The organism is Pseudomonas sp. KBN10P06128, assembly GCF_037574945.1.
In the GTDB taxonomy this organism is placed as follows: Bacteria; Pseudomonadota; Gammaproteobacteria; order Pseudomonadales; family Pseudomonadaceae; genus Pseudomonas; species Pseudomonas aeruginosa.
In genome coordinates, this window is record NZ_JBBELR010000001.1 from 4,943,085 (window position 1) to 4,964,037 (window position 20,953).

21 protein-coding genes are annotated in these 20,953 nt (G+C 69.6%); 4 read left to right on the forward strand and 17 right to left on the reverse strand.

What is annotated here, in order from left to right; genetic code table 11:
- Positions 1 to 24: 24 nt before the first annotated feature.
- The 4 genes from VQ065_RS23135 to VQ065_RS23150 all read right to left on the reverse strand — a co-directional run bounded on the left by VQ065_RS23135 (position 25) and on the right by VQ065_RS23150 (position 3,900).
- Positions 25 to 1,158: an ABC transporter permease gene (locus tag VQ065_RS23135; protein WP_003098675.1), complete on the reverse strand. Its 1,134-nt coding sequence runs from the start codon at positions 1,156 to 1,158 to the stop codon at positions 25 to 27.
- Positions 1,155 to 2,327 (reverse strand): ABC transporter permease, encoded by a 1,173-nt coding sequence (locus VQ065_RS23140; protein ID WP_003111478.1) that lies wholly within the window; start codon positions 2,325 to 2,327, stop codon positions 1,155 to 1,157. Before VQ065_RS23140 ends, VQ065_RS23135 begins: the two co-directional genes overlap by 4 nt.
- A gap of 3 nt (positions 2,328 to 2,330) precedes the next feature.
- Entirely contained in the window at positions 2,331 to 3,302 is a 972-nt protein-coding gene (locus tag VQ065_RS23145) for an HlyD family secretion protein (RefSeq protein WP_003091837.1), read from the reverse strand.
- Positions 3,303 to 3,414: 112 nt separating this feature from the next.
- Positions 3,415 to 3,900: a phosphate-starvation-inducible protein PsiE gene (locus VQ065_RS23150; RefSeq protein WP_003091838.1), complete on the reverse strand. Its 486-nt coding sequence runs from the start codon at positions 3,898 to 3,900 to the stop codon at positions 3,415 to 3,417.
- A gap of 174 nt (positions 3,901 to 4,074) precedes the next feature.
- Here VQ065_RS23150 and VQ065_RS23155 point away from each other — a divergent pair, with 174 nt between their 5' ends.
- The gene (locus VQ065_RS23155) at positions 4,075 to 4,362 is read left to right on the forward strand and encodes a DUF3509 domain-containing protein (protein ID WP_003091839.1); all 288 of its coding nucleotides are present in this window, start codon (positions 4,075 to 4,077) and stop codon (positions 4,360 to 4,362) included.
- Here VQ065_RS23155 and VQ065_RS23160 read toward each other — a convergent pair.
- From VQ065_RS23160 to VQ065_RS23200, 9 genes are all read right to left on the reverse strand, one after another.
- Entirely contained in the window at positions 4,355 to 5,710 is a 1,356-nt protein-coding gene (locus VQ065_RS23160) for a TolC family outer membrane protein (protein WP_003091840.1), read from the reverse strand. The two genes, VQ065_RS23155 and VQ065_RS23160, sit on opposite strands and share 8 nt — an antisense overlap.
- The gene (locus VQ065_RS23165) at positions 5,707 to 7,038 is read right to left on the reverse strand and encodes an HlyD family type I secretion periplasmic adaptor subunit (RefSeq protein WP_003091841.1); all 1,332 of its coding nucleotides are present in this window, start codon (positions 7,036 to 7,038) and stop codon (positions 5,707 to 5,709) included. The genes VQ065_RS23160 and VQ065_RS23165 overlap by 4 nt, the downstream gene beginning before the upstream one ends.
- Complete coding sequence (locus tag VQ065_RS23170; protein WP_023098468.1) at positions 7,035 to 8,825, reverse strand: type I secretion system permease/ATPase; 1,791 nt, start codon at positions 8,823 to 8,825, stop codon at positions 7,035 to 7,037. Before VQ065_RS23170 ends, VQ065_RS23165 begins: the two co-directional genes overlap by 4 nt.
- Positions 8,826 to 9,042: 217 nt before the next feature.
- Entirely contained in the window at positions 9,043 to 9,660 is a 618-nt protein-coding gene (gene hasA, locus VQ065_RS23175) for a heme acquisition protein HasA (RefSeq protein WP_003091842.1), read from the reverse strand.
- An 85-nt stretch (positions 9,661 to 9,745) separates the two neighbouring features.
- Positions 9,746 to 12,421: a heme uptake receptor HasR gene (gene hasR / locus VQ065_RS23180; RefSeq protein ID WP_020750987.1), complete on the reverse strand. Its 2,676-nt coding sequence runs from the start codon at positions 12,419 to 12,421 to the stop codon at positions 9,746 to 9,748.
- 209 nt (positions 12,422 to 12,630) lie between these two features.
- Positions 12,631 to 13,617 carry a FecR family protein gene (locus tag VQ065_RS23185; protein WP_003138216.1) on the reverse strand — a complete coding sequence of 329 codons (987 nt, stop codon included), beginning with the start codon at positions 13,615 to 13,617 and terminating at the stop codon, positions 12,631 to 12,633.
- Between the two features lie 64 nt (positions 13,618 to 13,681).
- Positions 13,682 to 14,197, reverse strand: a complete 516-nt coding sequence (locus VQ065_RS23190; protein ID WP_003091845.1) for an RNA polymerase sigma factor — start codon at positions 14,195 to 14,197, stop codon at positions 13,682 to 13,684.
- Between the two features lie 77 nt (positions 14,198 to 14,274).
- Positions 14,275 to 14,493 carry a hypothetical protein gene (locus tag VQ065_RS23195; RefSeq protein ID WP_003091846.1) on the reverse strand — a complete coding sequence of 73 codons (219 nt, stop codon included), beginning with the start codon at positions 14,491 to 14,493 and terminating at the stop codon, positions 14,275 to 14,277.
- Between the two features lie 119 nt (positions 14,494 to 14,612).
- Positions 14,613 to 14,882, reverse strand: a complete 270-nt coding sequence (locus VQ065_RS23200; protein WP_003091850.1) for a DUF2790 domain-containing protein — start codon at positions 14,880 to 14,882, stop codon at positions 14,613 to 14,615.
- Between the two features lie 209 nt (positions 14,883 to 15,091).
- Between VQ065_RS23200 and VQ065_RS23205 the strand changes: the two genes are divergently transcribed.
- The 3 genes from VQ065_RS23205 (at position 15,092) to VQ065_RS23215 (ending at position 16,468) form a co-directional block, all read left to right on the forward strand.
- Entirely contained in the window at positions 15,092 to 15,358 is a 267-nt protein-coding gene (locus VQ065_RS23205; protein WP_003091854.1) for a YebG family protein, read from the forward strand.
- Positions 15,359 to 15,393: 35 nt separating this feature from the next.
- Complete coding sequence (locus VQ065_RS23210; RefSeq protein ID WP_014603956.1) at positions 15,394 to 15,978, forward strand: hypothetical protein; 585 nt, start codon at positions 15,394 to 15,396, stop codon at positions 15,976 to 15,978.
- Between the two features lie 91 nt (positions 15,979 to 16,069).
- Positions 16,070 to 16,468 carry a DUF2809 domain-containing protein gene (locus VQ065_RS23215; RefSeq protein ID WP_003107529.1) on the forward strand — a complete coding sequence of 133 codons (399 nt, stop codon included), beginning with the start codon at positions 16,070 to 16,072 and terminating at the stop codon, positions 16,466 to 16,468.
- On the opposite strand, the gene VQ065_RS23220 is transcribed toward VQ065_RS23215, so the two are convergent.
- The 4 genes from VQ065_RS23220 to VQ065_RS23235 form a co-directional block, all read right to left on the reverse strand.
- Positions 16,469 to 17,581 (reverse strand): dihydrolipoamide acetyltransferase family protein, encoded by a 1,113-nt coding sequence (locus tag VQ065_RS23220; protein ID WP_014603957.1) that lies wholly within the window; start codon positions 17,579 to 17,581, stop codon positions 16,469 to 16,471.
- Between the two features lie 17 nt (positions 17,582 to 17,598).
- Positions 17,599 to 18,600, reverse strand: a complete 1,002-nt coding sequence (locus VQ065_RS23225) for an alpha-ketoacid dehydrogenase subunit beta (protein ID WP_003091856.1) — start codon at positions 18,598 to 18,600, stop codon at positions 17,599 to 17,601.
- Positions 18,593 to 19,690 (reverse strand): pyruvate dehydrogenase (acetyl-transferring) E1 component subunit alpha, encoded by a 1,098-nt coding sequence (gene pdhA / locus VQ065_RS23230; RefSeq protein WP_003091858.1) that lies wholly within the window; start codon positions 19,688 to 19,690, stop codon positions 18,593 to 18,595. Before pdhA ends, VQ065_RS23225 begins: the two co-directional genes overlap by 8 nt.
- Before the next feature lie 141 nt (positions 19,691 to 19,831).
- Positions 19,832 to 20,857 (reverse strand): Leu/Phe/Val dehydrogenase, encoded by a 1,026-nt coding sequence (locus VQ065_RS23235; protein WP_003091859.1) that lies wholly within the window; start codon positions 20,855 to 20,857, stop codon positions 19,832 to 19,834.
- Positions 20,858 to 20,953 lie beyond the last annotated feature (96 nt).

Genomic DNA, 20,953 nt, shown 5'->3' on the forward strand with positions numbered 1-20,953 from the left:
GAGTATGGCCGGCCTTGCGCCGCTTCACCAACCCTTGACGTTGTCCCAGCGCCAGTTGCGGTACTGGTACAGCAGCGTACCCAGCAACGCATAGGTGGCGGCCATGCCCAGCAGCACCAGGGCATGGTCGCTGACTTCGCGCAGCGGCAGGTCCATCTGGTTCATCTCGGCGATGGCGCGGATCGCCCAGGTCGAGGGGATCGCGTCGGCCAGCCAGCGTACCCAGTCCGGCATGGCCTGTTCCGGCCAGCTGTAGCCGGCCATGTAGAACAGCGGCAGGGTGATGAAGGTCATGGTCAGGTACACCGATTCCTCGGTGGGCAGCAGCTCGGCGATGAACTCGCTGAGGGCGATCACCGCGATCAGGAACGGCAGGACGATCCCCAGCAGCATGAAGAACGAGGCCGACTGGCGATAGCCCAGCAGGTGCGGCCAGATCACGTAGAAGAGCATCGCCAGCACGGTCCAGATCAGCAGTTGCGCGCTGTAGCGGCCGAAGCGGGTCGACAGCGGCTGGCGCATGTAGCGCGGGGTGCCGCCGCGCAGCATGATGTTGCCGCGGGTGCAGCCGAGCAGCAGGCTGTGTTGCAGGATCAGCGACAGCAGCCCCGGAAGGACGATCGCGGCGAAGCTGATGCCGGGGTTGAACAGGTCGGTCAATTGCCCTACCAGCGGGCTCAGCACCACCTGCGCCTGGGTCGCGGTGAAGCCTTCGCGTTCCAGCAGGGCGGCGTTGTAACGGTTGGTCAGCGCGCTGTAGACCGCCGAGATGTCCTGCTGGATCTGGCCGTTGGCCATGCGGTTGGTGGCGTCGCCGAAGTACGGGATCACCAGCGCCTCGCCGCGCAGCAGGCGCTTCTCGAAGTTCAGCGGGATCACGATGATCGCGTACAGCTCGCGCCAGGCCAGGTCGCGCTTGGCCTGCGGCAGGCTGTCGTAGCCGACCACGGCGACCTTCGGCGCCGAATCGAGCAGCCGGACCAGCTCGCGCGACACGTCGCTGTGGTCCTCGTCGACCACCGCCACCGGCAGGTCGAGGGCGGTGTGGTTCATGTACGGCAGCGAGGTGATGCACACCGAGGCCACGACCATCAGCCACATCGGCTTGGACAGCATGGCCTTCAGGGTTTCCCGGAGGATCTGCAGGTAGTTCTTCATATCGGGCTCAGGTCCAGGCGGCTGCGCAGGCGCATCTTGGCGATCATGTAGGCGATCAGCGGGTACAGCGCCAGCTTGGCGCAGGTGTAGAGCGCCGAACTGGGCGGCGCCTGGCGCAGGAACTGGTCGAACAGGCCGTGCAGGGTGTGGGTCAGCGGCTCGGCCTCGGCGATCACCCGCGCCAGGGTCGGCATCGCCAATTCCGGGATCAGCACTCCAGAGTAGGTCTGGGCGACGCCGATCAGCATGCCCACCAGCGAATAGGCGGTGAAGCGGTTGGCGGTGAAGACGAACAGCACCAGCCCGACGCTCTGCGCGGCAATCACGTAGAACAGCGTGATCATCAGCATCGCCAGCGGGCTGCCGTTGATGCGCGCGCCGGAGAACGCCACCAGCAGGAAGATTTCCAGCATCAGCAGCGCGGTGAACAGCAGCGTGTAGGGCGCCAGCTTGCCCACCAGGCGTACGCCGAGGGCCTTGGCCCGCAGGATGTGCGGCGAGGAGGCGCGCAGTTCCGGCGCCTCGCGGGCCAGCACATGGACCATGGTGACGATCACGAACAGCTGTAACAGGTGCACGATGGCGGCGAACTGCTGGTAATAGATGTAGTTGCCGCTGGCATTGAACAGGCTGTCGTAGGACACGCTGATGCTCGCCAGGTGCGGCAGCGCCGCCGGCATCCCGGCGGCCAGGCGCGGACGCAATTCGCCGTTGAGGCTGGCGACCAGCGCCGAGAAGTCCTGGGTGGCGGCGTAGCCGGCCGAATACAGCAGCGCGTTGTAGTACAGCTCGGCCTTCGGCGCGCGCCCGCCGAGCACGTCGGCCTCGAAGTCCGGCGGGATGTAGAGCAAGGCGTAGGCATCGGCCCGACGGATCGCGTCGAGCCCCTCCTGGACGCCGGCGGGAACGGTGATCACCTGGGCGTGGGAGGTCGCGTCGAGTTCGCGGATCAACTTGCGCGACAGTTGGCTATGGTCCTTGTCGACCACCGCCAGCGGCATGTCCAGCAGGGTACCGGCCTGGTAGACGCCGCTGATCACGCCGAACAGCAGCAGCGGCCAGCACCAGCCGAGCCAGTGGATGGTCCAGCTGCGGCAGGCGATCCGCGTCTCGGTGTTGAACGCCTGGACGAAACGGCTGGCGTTGCGCTTCAGCGCGGCCCACGCCATCGCTCAGTTCGTCCAGCGCCACAGCGCGCTCATGCCCGGGCGCAGGCCGGGTGTCGGCTGCAACGGGTAGAAGCGGGTCTCGAAGGTCTTCAGGTCGAAATCGCCGGTGGCGCGGGTCGCGCGCCTGGTCGAGAAGTCGCCCAGCGGGGCGATGTAGCGCAGTTCGGTCTCGACCTCGGCGCCGCCCAGGCCGGGCACCTGCATGACGATGCGGTCGCCCTTGCGCACCTTGGCCAGGATGTCCTCGCGCAGGTTGAAGACGAAGTAGCTGTCGTCCAGCCGCACCAGCGTCAGCAGCGGACTGTAGGCGTTGATCAGTTCGCCCTGTTCGGCGGGGATCGGCCCGACCTCGCCGTTGACCGGCGCGCGCACCTGCAGGTCGTCGATCTGCGCCTGTAGCTCGGCGATCTGCGCGTCGGCCCGGCGCACCGCGGCCTGCAACGCCTGGCGGCGCTCCTCGCGGTCGCCCTTGAGGCCTTCGTCGAGATTGGCCCGCGCCTCGGCGACGCGGTCACGGGCGACATCGCGCTCACGCCGCGAGAGGTCGAACTGGGTCCGCGAGAGGAAGCCGCGCTCGACCATCTGCTGGTTGCGCTGGAAATCCGACTCGGCGTTGCGCAACTCGGCCTCGGCCTGTGCCAGGCTGGCCTTGAGCGCGCGGATGCTCTCCTCGCGAGTACCGTGGAGCGACTCATCGAGCTGCGCCTGGGCCTGGTTGCGCGCCGCGTGCAGGGCATCGAGCTGGGCTTCCAGCTCGGGGCTGTCGAGGCTGATCAGCAGGTCGCCCTGCTTCACCTCGTCGCCGCGCCGCACGTGCAGCACCTGGACCCGGCCCTTGGCCTTGGAGGAAACGATGACGTTGGTGGCGTCCGCCTCGCCCTGCAACAGCAGGGGCGGATTGTGCAGGCGCAGGTAGAGGGTGATGGCGACGATCGCGAGGATCAGCAGCGGGGTAAAGAGTTTCCATCCCTTCATGGGGCAGGCTTCCTGAACACGACCGGGCGATGGTAGTACATTGCCAGGCCGTTGCGCTGGCCGGCGCGCCGGGCGGAAGCGCGCCGGAGACCGGCTCCGGCGCGGCGACGAATCAGGCTTCCCCTTCGGCGTCCTCGCTCGCCACCCGCCGCGCGGCGGCGCCGTCGGACTTCGCCGAAGGGAAGCGCGCCGAGGCGAAGCGCACCACCAGGATCGCCAGCGCCAGCAGGAGCAACGCCACCGAGACCAGGATGATGCCATCGTCCGGCGTATGGTTGTGCTGGATGTCGGCGATCATCAGGCGGGTCAGCGCGGTCATCGCCACGTAGATCAGGAAGCGTACCGGCATGTGGTTGGTCTTGAAGTAGATACCGACCATCGCGCCCAGCTCGAGGTAGATGAACAGCAGGAGGATGTCATCGATCGACGCATGCCCCTTGTTCACCATCCCCAGGAAGGCCGCGCCCGCCGCCCAGAACACCGTGGCGCCGATGGCGAACAGGGCCAGGTAGTGGAAGGCCTCCACCAGCAGGTTGCCGAGGCTCTCCGCCTGGTGGTGCATGCTTGCGCGCAGGCGCTCGGCCCAATTCTGTTTCATAGCTTCTCCCGACAAAGACGACGGCCACCTGGCCCGAAGCGTGCAAGGCCCAGGCCAAGGCACGTGCGCAGATAGACGTCCGCACGTCGGCGCAGGGTACAGCCCGGCGGTGACAAAGAACTTTCCGGGCGGCACCCAGTCCCAACCAGCACGACAGCATTCAGGTGGTCCGCCATGACCGACAGCAGCCCTTTCCAGCTCCTCACCGAGGCCTTCCAGGCCGAGTACCGGGTCAACCTCAGCCTGGAGCGGCCGGACGGCAGCATCGTCCTCACCCTCTCCAACGAACGCGGGGTCGCCGCCAAGCGCCTGATCCGACCGGCGCAACTGCATGACCTGGAACAGTTGCAGCGGATGATCGAGAGCATCCGCTTCGGCATCGCCATCGAAAACGGCACCAGCGCGCCGCAACTGTTGCAGGCGATGACCCAAGGCAAGGCACGCTGGCCGATAGCTATCTGATGGCAGCGGCGACCTGCGCGCGTCCTTCGCCGGCGCCGAAATAGGCGGCCAGTACCGCCAGGTCGCGGTCTTCCAGCACCCCCGCCAGCTGGCGCAGGCGCAGCCAGGCGTTGAGGTAGGCGTAGCGCGCTTCCGCCAGGTCGCGGCGGGCGCCGTAGAACTGCTGTTCGGCGTCCAGCACGTCGCGATTGACCCGCTCCCCGCCGGCGACGCTGCGCCGCGTCGCCGTCACCTGTTCGCGCGCCGCCGCCACCGCCATCTCGTAGGCGCGCACCTTGGCCAGGCTGCTGGCGGTCAGGTCGAACTGGCTGTGCAGGTCATTGATCACACTGGCCACCTGGGCATCCAGCTCGGCCTGGGCCTGAGCGTACTTGTCGCCGGCCTGGCGGGTCGCCGCCGACACCCGCCCGCCCTCGAACAGCGGCAGGCTGAGACGCAGGCCGACACTGTCGGTGTCGTATTTCTGCTCGTAGGTGCTTTCCGAAGCCGAGTGCGTCTTGCTGCTGCTGGCGTAGAGGCTGAGCCTGGGCAGGTGGCCGGCACGATTGCGCTCCACCTCGTAGGCCGCCGCCTCCAGCGCATGGCGCTGGGCGCCCAGCTCGGCGCTGCGTTGCAGGGCCACCTGGCGCCAGCCTTCGAAGGTCGCCGGCTGCAGACGCAGCGCCGGGAAACGCTCGATGGGCGCGGCCAACTCGCGGTTCTCCAGCGCCTGCCCGAGCATCGCTTCCAGCGTACGCCGCGCCGCCGCCGCACGATCGCCGGCGGCGATCTCCTCGGCGCGGGTCAGGCTCAGCCGGGCGCGGGTCTCCAACAGGTCGGTGCGGGTGCCCTCGCCTTCCTCGAAGGCACGCTGGTTGAACGCCAGCTGGGTTTCCAGGGCGCGCCGCTGGGCCTCGGCCAGGACCACCTGCTCGCGGGCGAACAGGGTTTCGCTGTAGGCGGCGAACAGGCGCACCGCCAGTTCCTGGCTGCGCCCGCGGAACTGTTCGTCGGCGAACAGCGCCTGGGCCTCGCCCTGGCGGTAGCGCGCGTAGGCCTCGTAGTCGAACAGCGGCTGCTCCAGGCTGAGGGTCGAGGCGTAGCTGCGATAGTCGCGCTCGACGCGGGCGTCGCCCTGGCTGACGGTGGAGTCGTTGCGCGCCTTGTTGTAGTCGTAGCGCAGGCTCGGCAGCAGGCCGGCACGGCCGATGGCGCGGTTTTCGCTGCCGGCGCGGCGCTCGTGGAGCGCCGCCTGGAAGGTCGGGTCGTGGCGCACCGCCAGTTGGTAGGCGTCCAGCAGACCCAGCGCCTGGGCCGAAGAGGCCGAAAGCAGCACGGAGGACAGCAGGCAGGCTCGCAGGCGATTCATTCTTCCCCCAGCGCCAGGTGGGTACGGTCGGCCAGCGGCTTGAACAGGTAGTTCAACAGCGAGCGCTCGCCGCTGCGAACGAAGGCCTCCACCGGCATCCCCGGGCGGATCTCCAGGCCGGCCAGGCGACGTACGCCCTCCTCGCCTACGCGGATGCGCACCCGGTAGTACGGCGCCTCGCCGCGCTCGTCCAGCAGGCGGTCGGCCGAGACCAGGGTCACTTGGCCCTCCACCCGCGGCGTAGTGCTCTGGTTGAAGGCGCTGAACATCAGTTCCACCGGCAGGCCGACGCGGACCTTGTCGACCATCCCCACCGGCAGCCGAGCGTCCACCAGCAGCGGCTGGCGCTCCGGGAGGATTTCCATCAGTTGCTGGCCGGGCGCGATCACGCCGCCCTCGGTGAACACTTCCTGGCCGAGCACCAGGCCGGCGACCGGCGCCCGTACCTCGCTGTTGGCCAGGTCGAAGCGCGCGCTGGCCAGGCGATTGCGCAACTCCTCGGCGCGCACCTGGGCGTCGGCCAGGCTGGCGCGCACCTCTTCCTGGAACTTCTCCCGCCGCTGGGCCATGCGCAGGCGCAGTTCGAGGATCTGCCGGCGGGTACTGCCGAGGCTGCCGAGGTCGCCGGCGATCTCGCCGTTGACCTGGGCCAGCAGGCGCTCGCTGTCGAGCAGGCGGTTGCGCGGTACGTAGCCCTCGCTGGCCAGTTGGCGCAGGCCGCGCAACTGTTCCTCGAGGGCGGCGCGCTGCTGCTCCTTGCTGCGCAGCGCGGCTTGCAGGCCGTCCAGTTGCGCCTGGCTGCCGGCGACCGTCTCGGCGAGACCATCGAGTTCCAGGCGCAGCGCCCGCCGACGGCTGTCGTGCAACTGCCGCTGCTGTTCCAGCAGGGTCGGCAGGCGCGGGTCGTCCAGCGCCAGCAGCTCGGCGGGAAACTCGATCCGCGCCTTTTCATCGCGCTCGGCGCTCAGCCGCGCCAGACTCGCCAGCGCCGCCAGGTACTGGGCGAACAGGCCATCGGCCTGGGCCCGGGCCTGGGTAGCGTCCATCTCCAGCAGCACCTGTCCTGCCTCCACCCGCTCGCCTTCGTGCACGCGGATGTGCCTGACCAGGCCGCCGGTAGGGTGCTGCACGGCCTTGCGGCTACCGGCCACCATCACCGTGCCGGAGACCCCGACGCCCTTGTCCAGCGGGGCCAACCCGGCCCACAGGAGAAAGCCGACGAAGCCGAGCAGCACCAGCCCCCAGCCGAGCCGGGAAAAACGCTTCTCGTCCAGTTCCAGCGCCGCGCCGCCGTCGCCGACTTCGCGCAACCGCGCCTGCCCGCTCATCGCGCCGCTCCTCCCGGCACACCGCCGACCGGCATGCCCGGTCCCGGCCGGTAGCCGAAACCGAACGCCGGCGTCGGCCGTGCCGGCGCCGGGGCCGCAGCGGCCGGCGGCGAGGCGCTGGCAAGCACCTCGGCGGTCGCGCCGAAACGCTGCAGGCGCCCGCCATGCAGCAACAACAGCTTGTCGGTCAGCGCCAGCACCGCCGGCTTGTGGGTGACCAGCACCAGGCTGCTGCCCTGCCGGCGCATCGCCGCGATGGCTTCGGCCAGGGCCGCCTCACCCGCCTCGTCGAGGCTGGCATTGGGTTCGTCGAGCACGATCAGCGCCGGTCGCCCGTACAGCGCGCGGGCCAGGCCGATGCGCTGGCGCTGGCCGCCGGAGAGTCCGGCGCCGCCGTCGCCAAGGCGCGTGTCGTAGCCCTGCGGCAGGCGCAGCACCAGGTCGTGCACGCCGGCCAGGCGCGCTGCCGCCACCACCTTCTCGGCATCCACCTCGGCGAAGCGCGCGATGTTCTCGGCGATGCTGCCGGCGAACAGTTGCACGTCCTGGGCCAGGTAGCCGATGTGCGGCCCCAGTGCCGCCGCGCTCCACTGCCGCAGGTCGGCGCCGTCCAAGCGCACCGCGCCGGACAGCGGCTGCCAGGCGCCCACCAGCAAGCGCGCCAGGGTCGACTTGCCGGAACCGGACGGCCCGATCACGCCGAGCGCTTCGCCAGGCTCCAGGGCGAAACCGAGGTCCTGCAACAATACCTGCTCGCGTCCCGGCGCGGCCGCGCAGAGCCGCTCGACGCGCAACGCGCCGCGCGGCGCCGGCAGCGGCATGCCCAGGGCAGCCGGCGGATTCTCCTCGAGCAGCCGCGCCAGCCGCTGGTAGGCCTGCCGCGCGCCGCTCCACTGGCGCCAGACCGCGATCAACTGGTCGATGGGGCTGAGCACGCGGCCCATCAGGATCGAGCCGGCGATCATCATCCCCGGGGTGATCAGGCCTTCCACCGCCAGCCAGGCGCCGAGGCCGAGCACCAGCGACTGCAAGGCCAGGCGCACGCCCTTGGAGGTCGCGCCGATCGCCGCACTGCGCTCGCTGCCGAGGTTCTGCCGGGCAAGGAAGGCCTGGTGCTGGGCGAACCAGCGCGCGCGCATGGCCGGCAACATGCCCATTGCCGCCAGGGTTTCCGCCTGGCGCAGGTTGGCCGAGGCCTGCTGGGTGGCGAGGATCGACAGTTGCCCGGCCTCGGCCAGCGGTTCGCGCGAGCGGCTTTCGTTGACCCAGGCGAGCAGCACCAGCAGCAGCGCCCCGGCCAGGGCGAGCAGGCCGAGCCAGGGACTGAAGAGGAAGATCACCAGCAGGTAGAGCGGGAACCAGGGCGCGTCGAAGAAGGCGAACAGGGCGTTGCCGGTGAGGAACTGGCGCAGGCTGGTCAGGTCGTTCAGCGCCTGTCCGGCGGCCTGCTCGCCGCGCTCCAGGCTGGCGCGGAAGGAGGCGTCGTAGATGCGCTGGTTGAGTTGCATGTCGAGCTGGCCGCCGAGGCGGATCACCACCAGGCTGCGCACCCACTCCAGGGCGCCGAGCAGCAGGTAGAGGCCGAGCACCATGAGGGTCAGCATCAGCAGGGTCATGTGGTTGCCGGAGCCGAGCACCCGGTCGTAGACCTGCAGCATGTACAGCGACGGCGCCAGCATCAGCAGGTTGATCACCGCGGTGAACAGCGCGACGCTGCGCAGCGCCGGGCGGAAGCGGCCGAGGGTGGCGAGGATTTCATTGCGCGGCGAGGCCGGCCGGAGCTTCATCGGAGTCGGGTCCTGTGGGTGTCCGGGCCGCGAGCGGGCCCGGAGGACATTGCGGCAGTCTCCGCTTGCCGGGCACGGCCGGCGGAGGAACAATCCGGGGGCCGCCGTCGCCACGGGTGCGAGGCGCAGCGACGGCGGTTCGTGCGCCGGAGAGGAGCGCCAACTCCTCTCCGGCCTTTAGCGCAAGCAGTCCACGAACGCTATCGTGGACAGTTGCTCAGGCCGCCAGGGCCAGGTCGTGCGGCAGTTCCTGCACGCCGACCACGCCGATTTCCGCCGCTGCCGCAGCCGGGGTGGCATGGGCGACGCCGGCCGCGGCCAACTGGTCGAAGGTGGAGTTGATCGACAGGCTCGGGTCGACCGCTTTCAGCAGCGCGTCGATCTGCCCCTGCAGGGCGCTGCTGTCACCGCTCATCAGGCCGTAGACCACCTTGTGCACGGTGCCGTCGCGGCCCTGGGCAATCGGCGAATCCAGGCCCAGGTTGCTGAAGCTCACCTCCTGGCTGTCCAGGGCGTAGCCACCGCTGGAGGCGCCGCCGGTCAGGGTGTCGCCGAGGGCGATGCTGTCCAGCTTGCCCCACAGGGTGTGGCTGGGGTTGCTGAACAGGGTGTAGTGGAGGTCGCCGCCGGCGATGAAGGCCGCGTCGCTGGCGGTGCTCTTCAGCGCGTACTGGCTGCCGTCGAACGGACCGGGGTTGAAGCCGCCGGTATTGCTGCCGTCCACCACCTGGCCCGGACGATGGTTGACGTCGCCGAAGTAGGCCGACCAGTCCGCCAGGTAATCCGCTACGGTCCAGCCGCTGTAGGTGGTGCTGTAGGAAATCGAAATGCTCATGCCAAAACTCCAATTCAACGAGTGGTGAATGCCGGAGCGCACGGATGCCCGCTCCGGTTTTGCCCTTCACTGGGCAAAACGGGGGTCAGAACTGGTATTCGAGGGTGCCTTGCAGGGTCCGCCCGCGACCGAGGGTGAAGGCCAGCACGTCGCCCAGCGGCACCAGGTAGGCGCGGTCGGTGACGTTCTCCATGGCCAGGCGCAGGGTCAGTTCGTCGCTCACCCGGTAGCTGCCGTACAGGTCGTAGACGGTGTATTCCTTCCAGTCCGCCGGGTACACGCCGGCCTGCGACACCGTGGCGCCGCCGGCCACCGAGTAGCCTTCGCTGTAGCGGGCACGGGCGCCGACGTCCAGCCTGCGGTCGAAGAAGCGCATGCCCAGGGTCAGCGAGCCGCGGTCCATCGGCATGTGTTCGGCGGAGCCGAGCACCGCGCTGCAATGGGTGGCGGCGTTGGCCTGCTCGTCCGGCCGCATGTCGATCACCGGCGGGCGGCGACCGCTGCCCTTCACCGTCTGGGTGACGCCGCCGAGCCAAGCGGTCTTCGAACAAAAGTCGTTGCTGCCGATCATGTGCGTGTAGGAGAGCTGCCCGTAGGCCAGCCCGGCATCGTAGTCGAGCTGGTACTCGACGCCACGGAAGCGCGTGCTGTCGAGGTTGTTGACGTAGGCGCTGTTGCCGATCCCGGCCATGCCGTAGCCCGGCGGCTGCATGCCCATGCCCATGAAGATGAAGTCGTCGACCCGGGTGTCGAAGTAGGCGACCTTCAGGCCCAGACGGTCGTCGCTGAACCAGAGGTTCTCCTTCAGCACGTTGAAGCCGACTTCCCAGGCCTTCGAGCGCTCCGGACTGAGGAACGGGTTGGGGTACATGTTTTCCGCGCCGCCGCCGTGGGGGCGGCCGGTGATCAGACTCTCGGTCACCGCCGGCGGGCGCCAGCCCTTGCCGTAGGTGGCGAACAGCTGCAACCAGTCGACACCGGGCTTGACCGACAGGCCGAAGGTCGGCGAGAAGCGCCCCTCCTCGCGGTCGACGGCGTATTGCAGCGGCATGTCGGTCTGCCGGGTGGTGCCAAGGATGAAGGTGCGCGCGTTGAAGCCGGTGTCGCCGCGCAGGCGGTAGCGGTCGTAACGCAGCCCGGCGTTGAGGTTGAGCCAGTCGTCGTAGTCGTAGTCGAGACGGGCGAACAGGCTGCCGAGGGCGCGGTCGCCCTTGGGGGTCATGCCTTCGGCCGCAGGGAAGCCGACCGCCGAGGTGCTCGCCCGCGGCTGGCTGGAGTCCGGCCGCACCTTGTCGTAGAAGAACTCCAGGCCATAGTTGGCGCGCAGCGTGGAGAGCTCGTCGAGAGCGAAGGTCGAGGTGTTCTGCGCCTGCGCGCCGTAGGTGTCGGTCTGGTAGGTGATCGAGTAGCCGGGGGTGATACCGCGTTGCAGGGTCTGCTGGCGGTTGCGGTTGTCGACGTAGTAGAGCTTGGCCTTGAAGTCCACCAGCGGGTTGTCCGGCGCGTAGCCGTAGTCGATGGCGAAGTTCTGCGCACGCACGTCGCTGCTGCCGAGCTTTTCCCAGAGCGCCTGGTTCTCGGTGTTGAGCATGTTGGCGTCGTCGTAGGACACCTGGGTGGTCAGGTAGCTGAACTGCAGGCGCTGGTCCTGCGGCAGGGCGACGCCAAGCTTGGCCAGTCGCGAGCGCATCACGTAGCCGGAGTAGGCCACCGGCGAATGCTTGACCCGCTGCCCGGCCTCGGGATTGAACCAGGCGCCGGTGCGCAGCTCGCCGATGCTGCCCTTGGTCCCCGGATCGTAGTCGCCCAGGTGGCGCTCGCTGGCGGCGACCAGCATGTCCCAGGCCTCGGTGCCGATGGCGAAGGCCGCACTGCCGATGAAGTGGGTGCCGTTGGCGTCGCCGCCCAGGCCGCTGGTGAGGCGCACCCGGCCACCGACCTGCTTGCCCGGCTTGACCAGGTCGCGGGCCTCCAGGGTGCGGAAGTTGGCGATCCCGCCGATCACCCCGGCGCCGCCCATGGCCGAGCTGGCGCCCTTGTCGATGACCACCTCGCTGAGCAGCTCGGGATCGACGTAGAGCGTCCCGTTGCGCTGCTGGTGGCCGCTCTGCTGGTAGTTCTGGCGCATGCCGTCGACCGACATGTTGACCCGCCCGTAGTCCTGGATGCCACGGATGTTCACCGACAGGCCGGGGTCCTGCTGGCTCACCGAGGAGTACACCCCGGGGGTTTCCTCGAGCATGTCGGCGGCATGCCGCGGCGGGTTGCGCTCGATCTGCTCGCGGCCGATCACGCTGACCGAATGCGGCGTCTGGTAGACCCAGTCGTCCGGACGCGCGGCGGAGATCACCGAGGGCGACATCTGCACCAGGTCGTCCTGGCTGACGCGGATCAGGCTCAATTGGTCCTTGCCGGAGAAGCGGTATTCCACCGGGCTGCCCTGGAGCATCTGGCTCAGGCCGTCGGCCAGCACGTATTCGCCGTGCACCGCCGCGCTGCCGAGACCGGCGAAACGCTGGCTGTCGAAGAACACCTGGACCCCGGCCTGCTCGGCGAATCGCAGCAGGGCGCGGTTCAGCGGTTGTGCCGGGATGTCCAGCCGGACCCGGCGCAGCGCGGTCTGCTGCTGGCTCGCCGAGTCCGCCCCGTCTTGCGCATGCAGCGGTAGCGCGGCCGTTCCCAGCAGGACCAGGCCCAGCCCCAGGGCCAGTTGCGCCCCCTTGCGACCGCCTCGCACGGCACTCCATCCACGATGTTTCATGACAGCGCCTACACTCCATCGTTTTGTGTAATAAGAATCAGTCTCGTTAAGAGAACGATGGAGGCAGGGAAAGTCAGTAACGGAAATCGAGAAAATTTTTCGCCGGCGGGATCCACGGCTCGAAAATGCGCTTCCCGGCCCCTGCCGGAACAAGCGCGCGGGGCGACTGCCCGGCCCGTGGTCGAGGCTCTCGGAAGCGATCGCGCCGCTCAGTACAGCAGCGTCACTCCCGCCAGGCCCAGGCTGCGCACGCCCAGCTCATCGCTGATCGACTGCAACGAGGCCTCCAGGTCGGCGACCCGGAATACCCCGCTGACCCGCCGCTGCGCCAACGCACCGGGAGCCACCAGCAAATGCCCCGGCCGGTAGCGATTGAGGCGCGCCACCACCTCGCCCAGCGGCTGCTCGTCGAAGACCAGCAGGCCGCGCCGCCAACTGGTCAGGTCGTCGAGGCGACCGCCCAGCGGCGCCTCGACGCCGCCCTCCGCGCTGTAGCGCAGGCTCTCGCCCTCGCCCAGCTCGCGGCGCCCGACGGTCCCCGTGCGCGGATGCGCCAGGGCCACCGCGACGCGGTGTTCGAGCACCCCGACCTGGACGCTGCCGTCGTCGTTGCGGCTGACCAGGAACCGAGTGCCCAGCGCGCGAGTGCTGCCGCCGGCGCTTTCCACCACGAAGGGCCGGGTCTCCCGGCCCGCGCGTGGGGCGGCGCGGAAGATCGCGCTGCCTTCGAGCAGGCGCACCCGTCGCTCGCGGCTGTCGTAGGCGACATCGATGGCGCTCTGTGCGTCCAGCTCGACCTCGCTGCCATCCACCAGCCGCAGGATGCGCACCTCGCCCTTGCCGGTGGCGTGGTCGGCCAGCCAGCTCACGCCGGCGTCGCGTTCGTTCCAGGCGCTGCCCAGGGCCAGCAGCACCGCCGCCGCCGCGGCCCAGCCGCGCCAGCCCTTGCGCCGCCCCCCGGCGCGGCGCGGCGCGCTGGCGACCGGCGTCTGAACCATCGTCCGCGGTTCGGCCAGCGATCCCAGCTGTTTCCAGGTCCGTTGCGCCAGCGCCAGCGCGGCCGGGTGCCGGGGGTCGGCCGCCAGCCAGCCGTCCAGCGCTTCGCGCCGGGACCGGTCGAGGTCGCCGCCGTCCAGGCGGATCGCCCATTCGGCGGCCTGCTGGCGGATCTGCTGTTGTTCCTGGGGGCTGTTCACGTGCGGCTCTCGTTGGTCGTTATAGAGGTTCAGACGCGCGAACCGGCAAGACTCGGTAATCCATTCAGCGGGAATCCTCGAGTGCCTGCATCACATGGGCCAGGGCGCGGGCCAGGTGCTTCTGCACCGAGCTATCGGAGATTTCCAGGCGTCTCGCCACCTCGGCATGGGTCAGCCCCTCCAGACGGTTGAGACGGAAGATCTCACGGGTGCGCGGCGGCAGTTCGGCGACTATCTCGCGCAGGTGGGCAAGCGCATCGGCATCCACCGCGGACTCCTCGGGGCCGGGCTGGTCGGCGACGAACCCGGCGAGGTCGTCGTTGGGGCGGGTCTCGGTGCGGCGCCGCCGTTCCTGCCGGTAATGGTCGATGGTGAGGTTGTGCGCGGTGCGGTAGAGATAGGCGTCGACATGCTCGATCGGCTCCTTGTGCCGCTGCTCGGCCAGGCGCAGGAAGCTCTCCTGCGCCAGGTCCGCCGCCAGGTGCGGATCGCGGGTCTTGCGCAACAGATACGACTGCAACTGCCGCGCATGCCTGAGAAACAGTGCCTTGAGATCCTGCTCCGCCAACGGCGCATCCACCCACGTCCTTTCAGAAGGACAGCAGCATATTTTTTATGATAATGATTTTCAATCGTATTCTTGTGAGATGCCCGGGCTCAGCCGAACACCGAGCCGCCGCCGAGGTAGGCCAGGCCCGCGCCAAGGGCCGCCAGCGCCAGCGGCGGGCGCATCGGCGCGTCGTTGATGGCGAAGGCCAGTTGCGCCAGCGGAAACAGCAGCAGGCAGAGCAATGCGCAGGGGATCGAACGGCGGCCGCCGCTGGCCACGGACCAGACGTAGCCGATGAGCAGGAGGGCGAAACCGAGGTCTTGCATGCCGGGCATCCTTGCGGGGCGGAAGGTATGCGCCGCGCAACGGGCGGCAGGCGCGCAACCTTAGCAGAAGCGCGGGAGCCGAGGAAAACCCGGCGCGGCCCGTGCCGCGCCGGGTTCGCTCAATTGCCGCTGCAACCGCTGCCCCAGGCCTTGTACTCGACGGTATGCCGCTCGCCCTGCGAGTCCTCGTAGACCAGGCGCGCCGGGACGATCCCACAGGCGCTCCACAGGTCGGTCTTGTAGATCACCCGGGCGATGTCCAGGCGCCCTTCCACGTAATGCTGGCGGAGCGATTTCGAGTCCGGGTTGGGTCCGTAGGGCTGCTGCTGCGCCTGGGCCAGCGGCGCCAGGCCGAGCAGCGCGACAAGTGCCAACGGGATCACTCTCATGAGGATGTCTCCTTGGTAGAACGTTCAGCCTGAAACTACGCTGCGGAGACTGTCAGGCTCATGAGCCCGGCGTGACATTTCTGTCAGACGACGACCGCCCCGGCAATGCGCCAGCAATCCTGGCGCTATCCACGGACGGCAAGACGCCATATACTGTATGGATAACCAGTCAAAGCAACCTTGCGACTCAGAAGGCACAGAGGTGATGAATGGCCGTCGAAGTGGTGTACCGCAGCAGCCGGGATCAGGAGCGTTTGTTCATGGACAAGGCTGAAGCCGATCGTTACGACAAGATGCTGGAGCTGGCGGAAACGCTGGCCGAGGTGCTGCAGAAGGCGGTGCCGTCGCTGAAGGAGGAACAGGTGGAAGAACTCGGCATCTTCATGGCGAAGAACCGCGACGCCTTCGCCCGCGCCTTCAAGAACCAGCCGGACGCCCTCAACGAACTGTTCGAGGAAAACGCCGCGGACGAATGAGCCGCCGCTGCAAGCAAAGCGCAAGGAGCCGAAACATGCCGCGACAACTTGCCGGCCTGCTGTGCGTCCTCCTCGGCCTCACCGGCGCCCCTGCCCTCGCCTGCCCGTTCCGGGCCACGGACGCCGAGACACCGGCAGTCTCTGCCGGCGCCGCGCAGGTCCTGGCCCTGGGCGGCGCCGGCAGGCTGCAACTCGACCTGCAACGGGCCCCCGCCACCCTGCTGCACAGCGGCGACCTGCTGATCGCCCGCTACGCCGAGGGTCACTACCTCGCCCACCGCCTGCTCGAAGGCAACGAGATGGGCGCGGACGAGGGCGAACGGCTCGACCTTCCGCGACAGGTTCGCCTGCTCTTCGGAGCCCTGCCGCTGGACGGCCTGCCCGACGCCGAGCGCGAGCGTCTCCAGGCGCAGCGCCAGGCCCTCGGCCTGTGCGACCGGCGCGCCAGCGCCAGCCGCTACCGCGTGGCCGGCACCGAGGTCTATCGCCTGCGCGGCAGCCAGGCCGGCAAGCCCTACCACGCGCTCTACCTGCTCGACGGTCCCCAGGTGCACTACCTCGACAGCTCCGGCAGCGACGCCTTCGTCGAACAACTGCTCGCCAGCCTGCGACGCCGCTGAGTCCGCGGCGCTTGTCCGACCCGCGCCCGGCTTGCCGGAAACCGGCGCTTGCCGTACAACGCCCGGCAGCCCCATCGACCAGGAAGGCCCCATGCCCGCTCTCCCCGCCTCCCCCGTCCGCTCCCGACGCTGGCGCCTGGACCGGCGCAGCCTGCTGCTGGCACTGCTGCTGTTCGGCCTGCTGGTCCTGCTCGCCACCCTGGGCCGGCATTGGGGCTGGATACGCAGCTTCGGCGGCGACCTGCTGGCGGTGGTCTGGCTCTACTACCTGATGGGCAGCGCGCTCAGGGCGCCGGCCGCCTGGCTGGCATCCGCCGCCTTTGCCGTCGGCGCGCTGCTGGAACTGGGCCAGTACCTGGCGGCGCAACTGCATTGGCAATTCTCCAGCCCCGTGCTGCGCATCGTTCTCGGCAGCACCGCCGACGGCTTCGACCTGCTCGCCTATGCCCTCGGCGCGCTGCTGGCATGGTGGCTGGAGCGCCGGCGCTGATCAGCCGTCGGGCTGCTCCAGGGCGTTCACCAGTACCTTGAGGAAACGCGCCGCCTCGCCACCGGTGGCGGCGCGGTGATCGAAGGTCAGCGAGAGCGGCAGGATCGGGTGGATCGCCATCTCGCCGCGCCAGGCCACTACTTCGTCGCGGATGCCGCCGGCGCCGAGGATGGCCACCTGCGGCGGCACCACCACGGGGTTGGCGTAGCGGCCGAACAGGGTGCCGAAGTTGGATAGGGTCAGGGTCGCGCCGAGCATTTCCGCCGGCGGGATCGAGCGTGCCTGGACGTCTTCGCGCAGGCGCCGCATACCGGCGCGCAGGTCCTCCGCCGAACGCGCACCGACGTCGCGCAGCACCGGCACGAACAGGCCGTCCGGGGTGTCCACGGCGATCCCCAGGTCGAGCCGCTCATGCAGTTTCAGCGACAACGAGGCGCCATCGAACCAGGCGTTGAGGGTCGGCTCGGCGCGACAGGCCTCGGCCAGCGCCTGGGCCAGGCGGATCAACGGGTCGCGTGCGGTCTTCCACCGATGCAGGTCGGCGTCGCCGTAGATCGTCACCGGCACCACCTCGGCATGCGAGCGCGCCATGTTCAGCGCCATGCTCCGCCGTACCCCGCGCAAGCGCTCGCCGCCGAAGCGTTCGCGGGCGCCCTGGGCGGCGGCCTCGACGTCGCCGCGGGTGATCAGGCCATCCGGGCCGGAGCCGCTCAGGCCGGCCAGCTCGACGCCCTGCTGGCGGGCGAACTGGCGCACCGCCGGGGTCGCGCGCGGTGCCAGGTGCTCGCGGGTGGATGGTGCGGCGCCGATGAAGAAACGGTCCTCCAGGGCGCTACCGCCGCCCTCCAGGCGCCCCACCACGGTACCGGCGTCCGCCTCCTCGCCCTCGAAGCCCACCAGCGGTTCGCCGACGTGGAGAATGTCGCCCTCGGCGCCGAACAGCTTGCCCACCACCCCGTCGTAGGGCGCGGGGATGTCCACCAGCGCCTTGGCGGTTTCCACCGAGACCAGGCGCTGGTCGGCGCACACGCTGTCGCCGGCTTTGACGTGCCATTCGACGATTTCCGCTTCCTGCAGGCCCTCGCCCAGGTCGGGCAGCTTGAAGTGCTTCATGGTCGTCTCCCCTCGGCTCAGGCGTAGCCGAGCACGGTGTCGCAGGCCGCCAGGATGTCCTCCACGGCGGGCATGTACAGCGCTTCCAGGCGGTACAGCGGCGGCGGGATATCGGCCGCGGCGACCCGCTGGATCGGCGCCCGCAGATCGAACAGGACGCGCTCGTAGAGGCTCGCGGCGATTTCCCCGCCGAGGCCGCCGCTCTTCGGCGCCTCATGGACGATCACGCAGCGACCGGTCTTGCGCACCGAAGCTTCGAGGGTGTCGAGGTCGAGCGGCTTGAGGCAGGCGACGTCGATCACTTCGGCCTCGATGCCACGCTGCGCCAGGCGCTCGGCGGCCTGCAGGGTCTCGTGGACGCTGGCGCCCCAGCTGACCAGGGTCAGGTCGCCGCCTTCGCGGAGGGTGAAGCAACTGTCCAGCGGCAGGCGCCGGGCGTCGTCCGCCAGCGGCTGCGGGTTCATCCGGTAGAGCCGGGTCGGTTCGAGGAAGATCACCGGATCGGGATCGTCGATCGCCGCCAGGAGCAGGCCGTAGGCCCGCGCCGGCGACGACGGCACCAGTACGCGGACGCCGGGGATGTGCGCGAACATCGCCTCGGTCGCCTCGCTGTGGTGCTCCGGCGCGCGGATTCCCGCGCCCATCGGCGTGCGCAGCACCAACGGGCAGGCTAGGCGGCCGCGGGTGCGATTGCGCAGGCGGCTGGCATGGGACACCAGTTGCTCCATGGCGGCGTAGATGAAGCCCATGAACTGGATCTCCATCACCGGCTTCAGGCCCTGGGCGGCCATGCCGATGGACAGCCCGGCGATCATGTTCTCCGCCAGCGGCGTATCCAGCACCCGCTTGAAGCCGAAGCGCTCGCGCAGGCCGAGGGTGGCGCGAAACACCCCGCCGTTGACCCCGACGTCTTCGCCCAGCACCACCACCGCCTCGTCCTCGGCCATGGCCCGGTGCAACGCCAGGTTGACCGCCTCCAGAAGGGCCAGGCGTTTCGCTTCGCCGTTGCGCTCATTCATGTTCGGCCCCTCCCTGCCGCCGCGCGGCGCGTTCCAGCAATTGCTCGCGCTGCTCCTCCAGGGCCGCCGGCCAGCGCGCGTAGACATGCTCGAACAGTGCCTGCGGCGCCTGCGCGGCGAACGTCTCGAAACGCTCCACCGCCTCCTGCACCCGCGCCTGGCACTCGCCCACCAGCGCCTGCTCGCGCTCCTCGTCCCACTGGCCGCGGCCGGCGAGGAAGGCGCGCAGGCGCTTGATCGGCTCCTCGCGCCAGGCCTGGTTGACCTCCTCGGCGGAACGGTAGCGGCTGGCGTCGTCGGCCGTGGTGTGGTCGCACAGGCGATAGCTGATGCACTCCAGCAGGGTCGGCCCCTTGCCCTGGCGCGCGCGCTCCAGGGCCGCGCGGACGCGTTCGGCGACCGCCAGCACGTCGTTGCCGTCCACCTGTTCGCCGGGGAAGCCGGCACCCACCGCCTTCTCCGCCAGGGTCGGCGCGCCGCACTGGATGCGCCGCGGCACCGAGATCGCCCACTGGTTGTTGTTGACCACGAAGAGCACCGGCAACTGCCAGGCGCCCGCCACGTTCAGCGCCTCGAGGAAATCGCCCTTGCTGGTGGCGCCGTCGCCGCAGGTGGTCACCGCCACCCGGTGCTCGCCGCGGATGCGGAACGCCGAGGCGACCCCGCAGGCATGCAGGGCCTGGGTGGCGATCGGCACACAAATGGGAAAGTCCTGCGCCGCCAGCGGTTCGGCGTAGTCGCTGCCGCGCTCGTCGCCGCCCCAGTAGAGGAGGATGTCCTCCATGCGCACACCGCGCATCAATTGCACGGCGGTATCGCGGTAATAGGGCACCAGCACGTCTTCGGCGCGCATCTGGCTGCCGATGGCCACGCCGATGGCTTCCTGGCCGAGGGTTGGCGCATAGGTGCCGATCCGTCCGGTACGCTGGAGGGCCACCGCCTTCTGGTCGAACAGGCGGGTCAGGAGCATCTGCCGGTAGAGGCCGACCAGCGCATCGCTGTCGCCGGCCCAGGCGGGCAACTCGCCGAGGGGCCGACCGTCGCTGTCGAGGTAGCGGGTGAAAGGCGGGTCGATCCGGTTGTGAACCATCGCAAACCTCCTCCGCACGCCGGGTAGGCGTGCCGCTCAGGGTCGCGCCGCGGGTGGCGGCGTGCACGCGCGGCACCGCGGGGGTGGCCCGCACTGCCGCTGGCGAGGCCCGCTGGCGGCCTCGCCGGAAACGCCGGCCCGTCACTGCGGGCCGTAGAGAATCCGTTCCGCCAGACGGTCGGCGATCCGCGCCGGCGACTGGTGGTCGGCCTGGGCATGGGCATAGATCTCGGTGAGCCGCGCGGGAATCCGCGCCAGGTGCGCGGTGATGCTGTGCGGATCGGCGCCGCGGTGCTTGAGGGCGACGTAGATCAGGCCGCCGGAGTTGATCACGTAGTCCGGCGCATAGAGGATGCCGCGCGCCTCCAGCTCGTCGGCGACCTCCGGCCGCTCCAACTGGTTGTTCGCCGCCCCGGCCACCGCCGCGCAGCGCAACTGGCTGACGCTCTGGCTGGTGAGCACGCCGCCCAGGCCGCAGGGCGCGAGGATGTCGCAAGGGGTGGAGAGCAATGCCTCCGGCGCCAGCGGATGGGCACCGAGCTGCTCGACGGCCAGTTGCACCCGGCCGGGATCGAGGTCGCAGACCAGCAGCTCGGCGCCGACCGCCGCCAGTTGCTCGGCCAATGCGTAGCCGACGTGGCCGAGCCCCTGCACCGCGACCCGCAGGCCTTCCAGGTCGTCGCTGCCGAGGCGCGCCTGGGCGCTGGCGCGAATCCCGGCGAACACGCCGAGGGCGGTATGCGGCGAGGGGTCGCCGGCCTGGGTGGTGCTGGTGACGTGGCGGGTCTGCTGGGCGATGCAGTCCATGTCGGCGCTGGAGGTACCGCTGTCCACCGCGGTGATGTAGCGTCCGCCGAGGCTTTCGATGAAGCGCCCGAAGGCCTCGAACAGCGCGCCGCGATTGTCCAGGTGCGGCGGGCGGATGATCACCGCCTTGCCGCCGCCCTGCTCCAGCCCGGCCAGGGCCGCCTTGTAGCTCATGCCCTGGGCCAGGCGGATGGCGTCGCCGATGGCGGCTTCGTCGTTGGGGTAAGGCAGGTAGCGACAACCACCCAGTGCCGGGCCGAGTCGCGTGCTGTGGATGGCGATAATGGCCTTGAGTCCCGTGGCCGGGTCTTGGGCGAGGTGGAGACCCTCGAGCCGGGCCGCGTCCATCATGTCGAACATGCTGGGGCTCCCCTGCTTGCTGCTTGTTGTCCGGGCCGGGCCGTTGCCGCCCGGCACCTTCAGTATAGGCAGGCGTCGGCGAAACGCCCGCAAGGC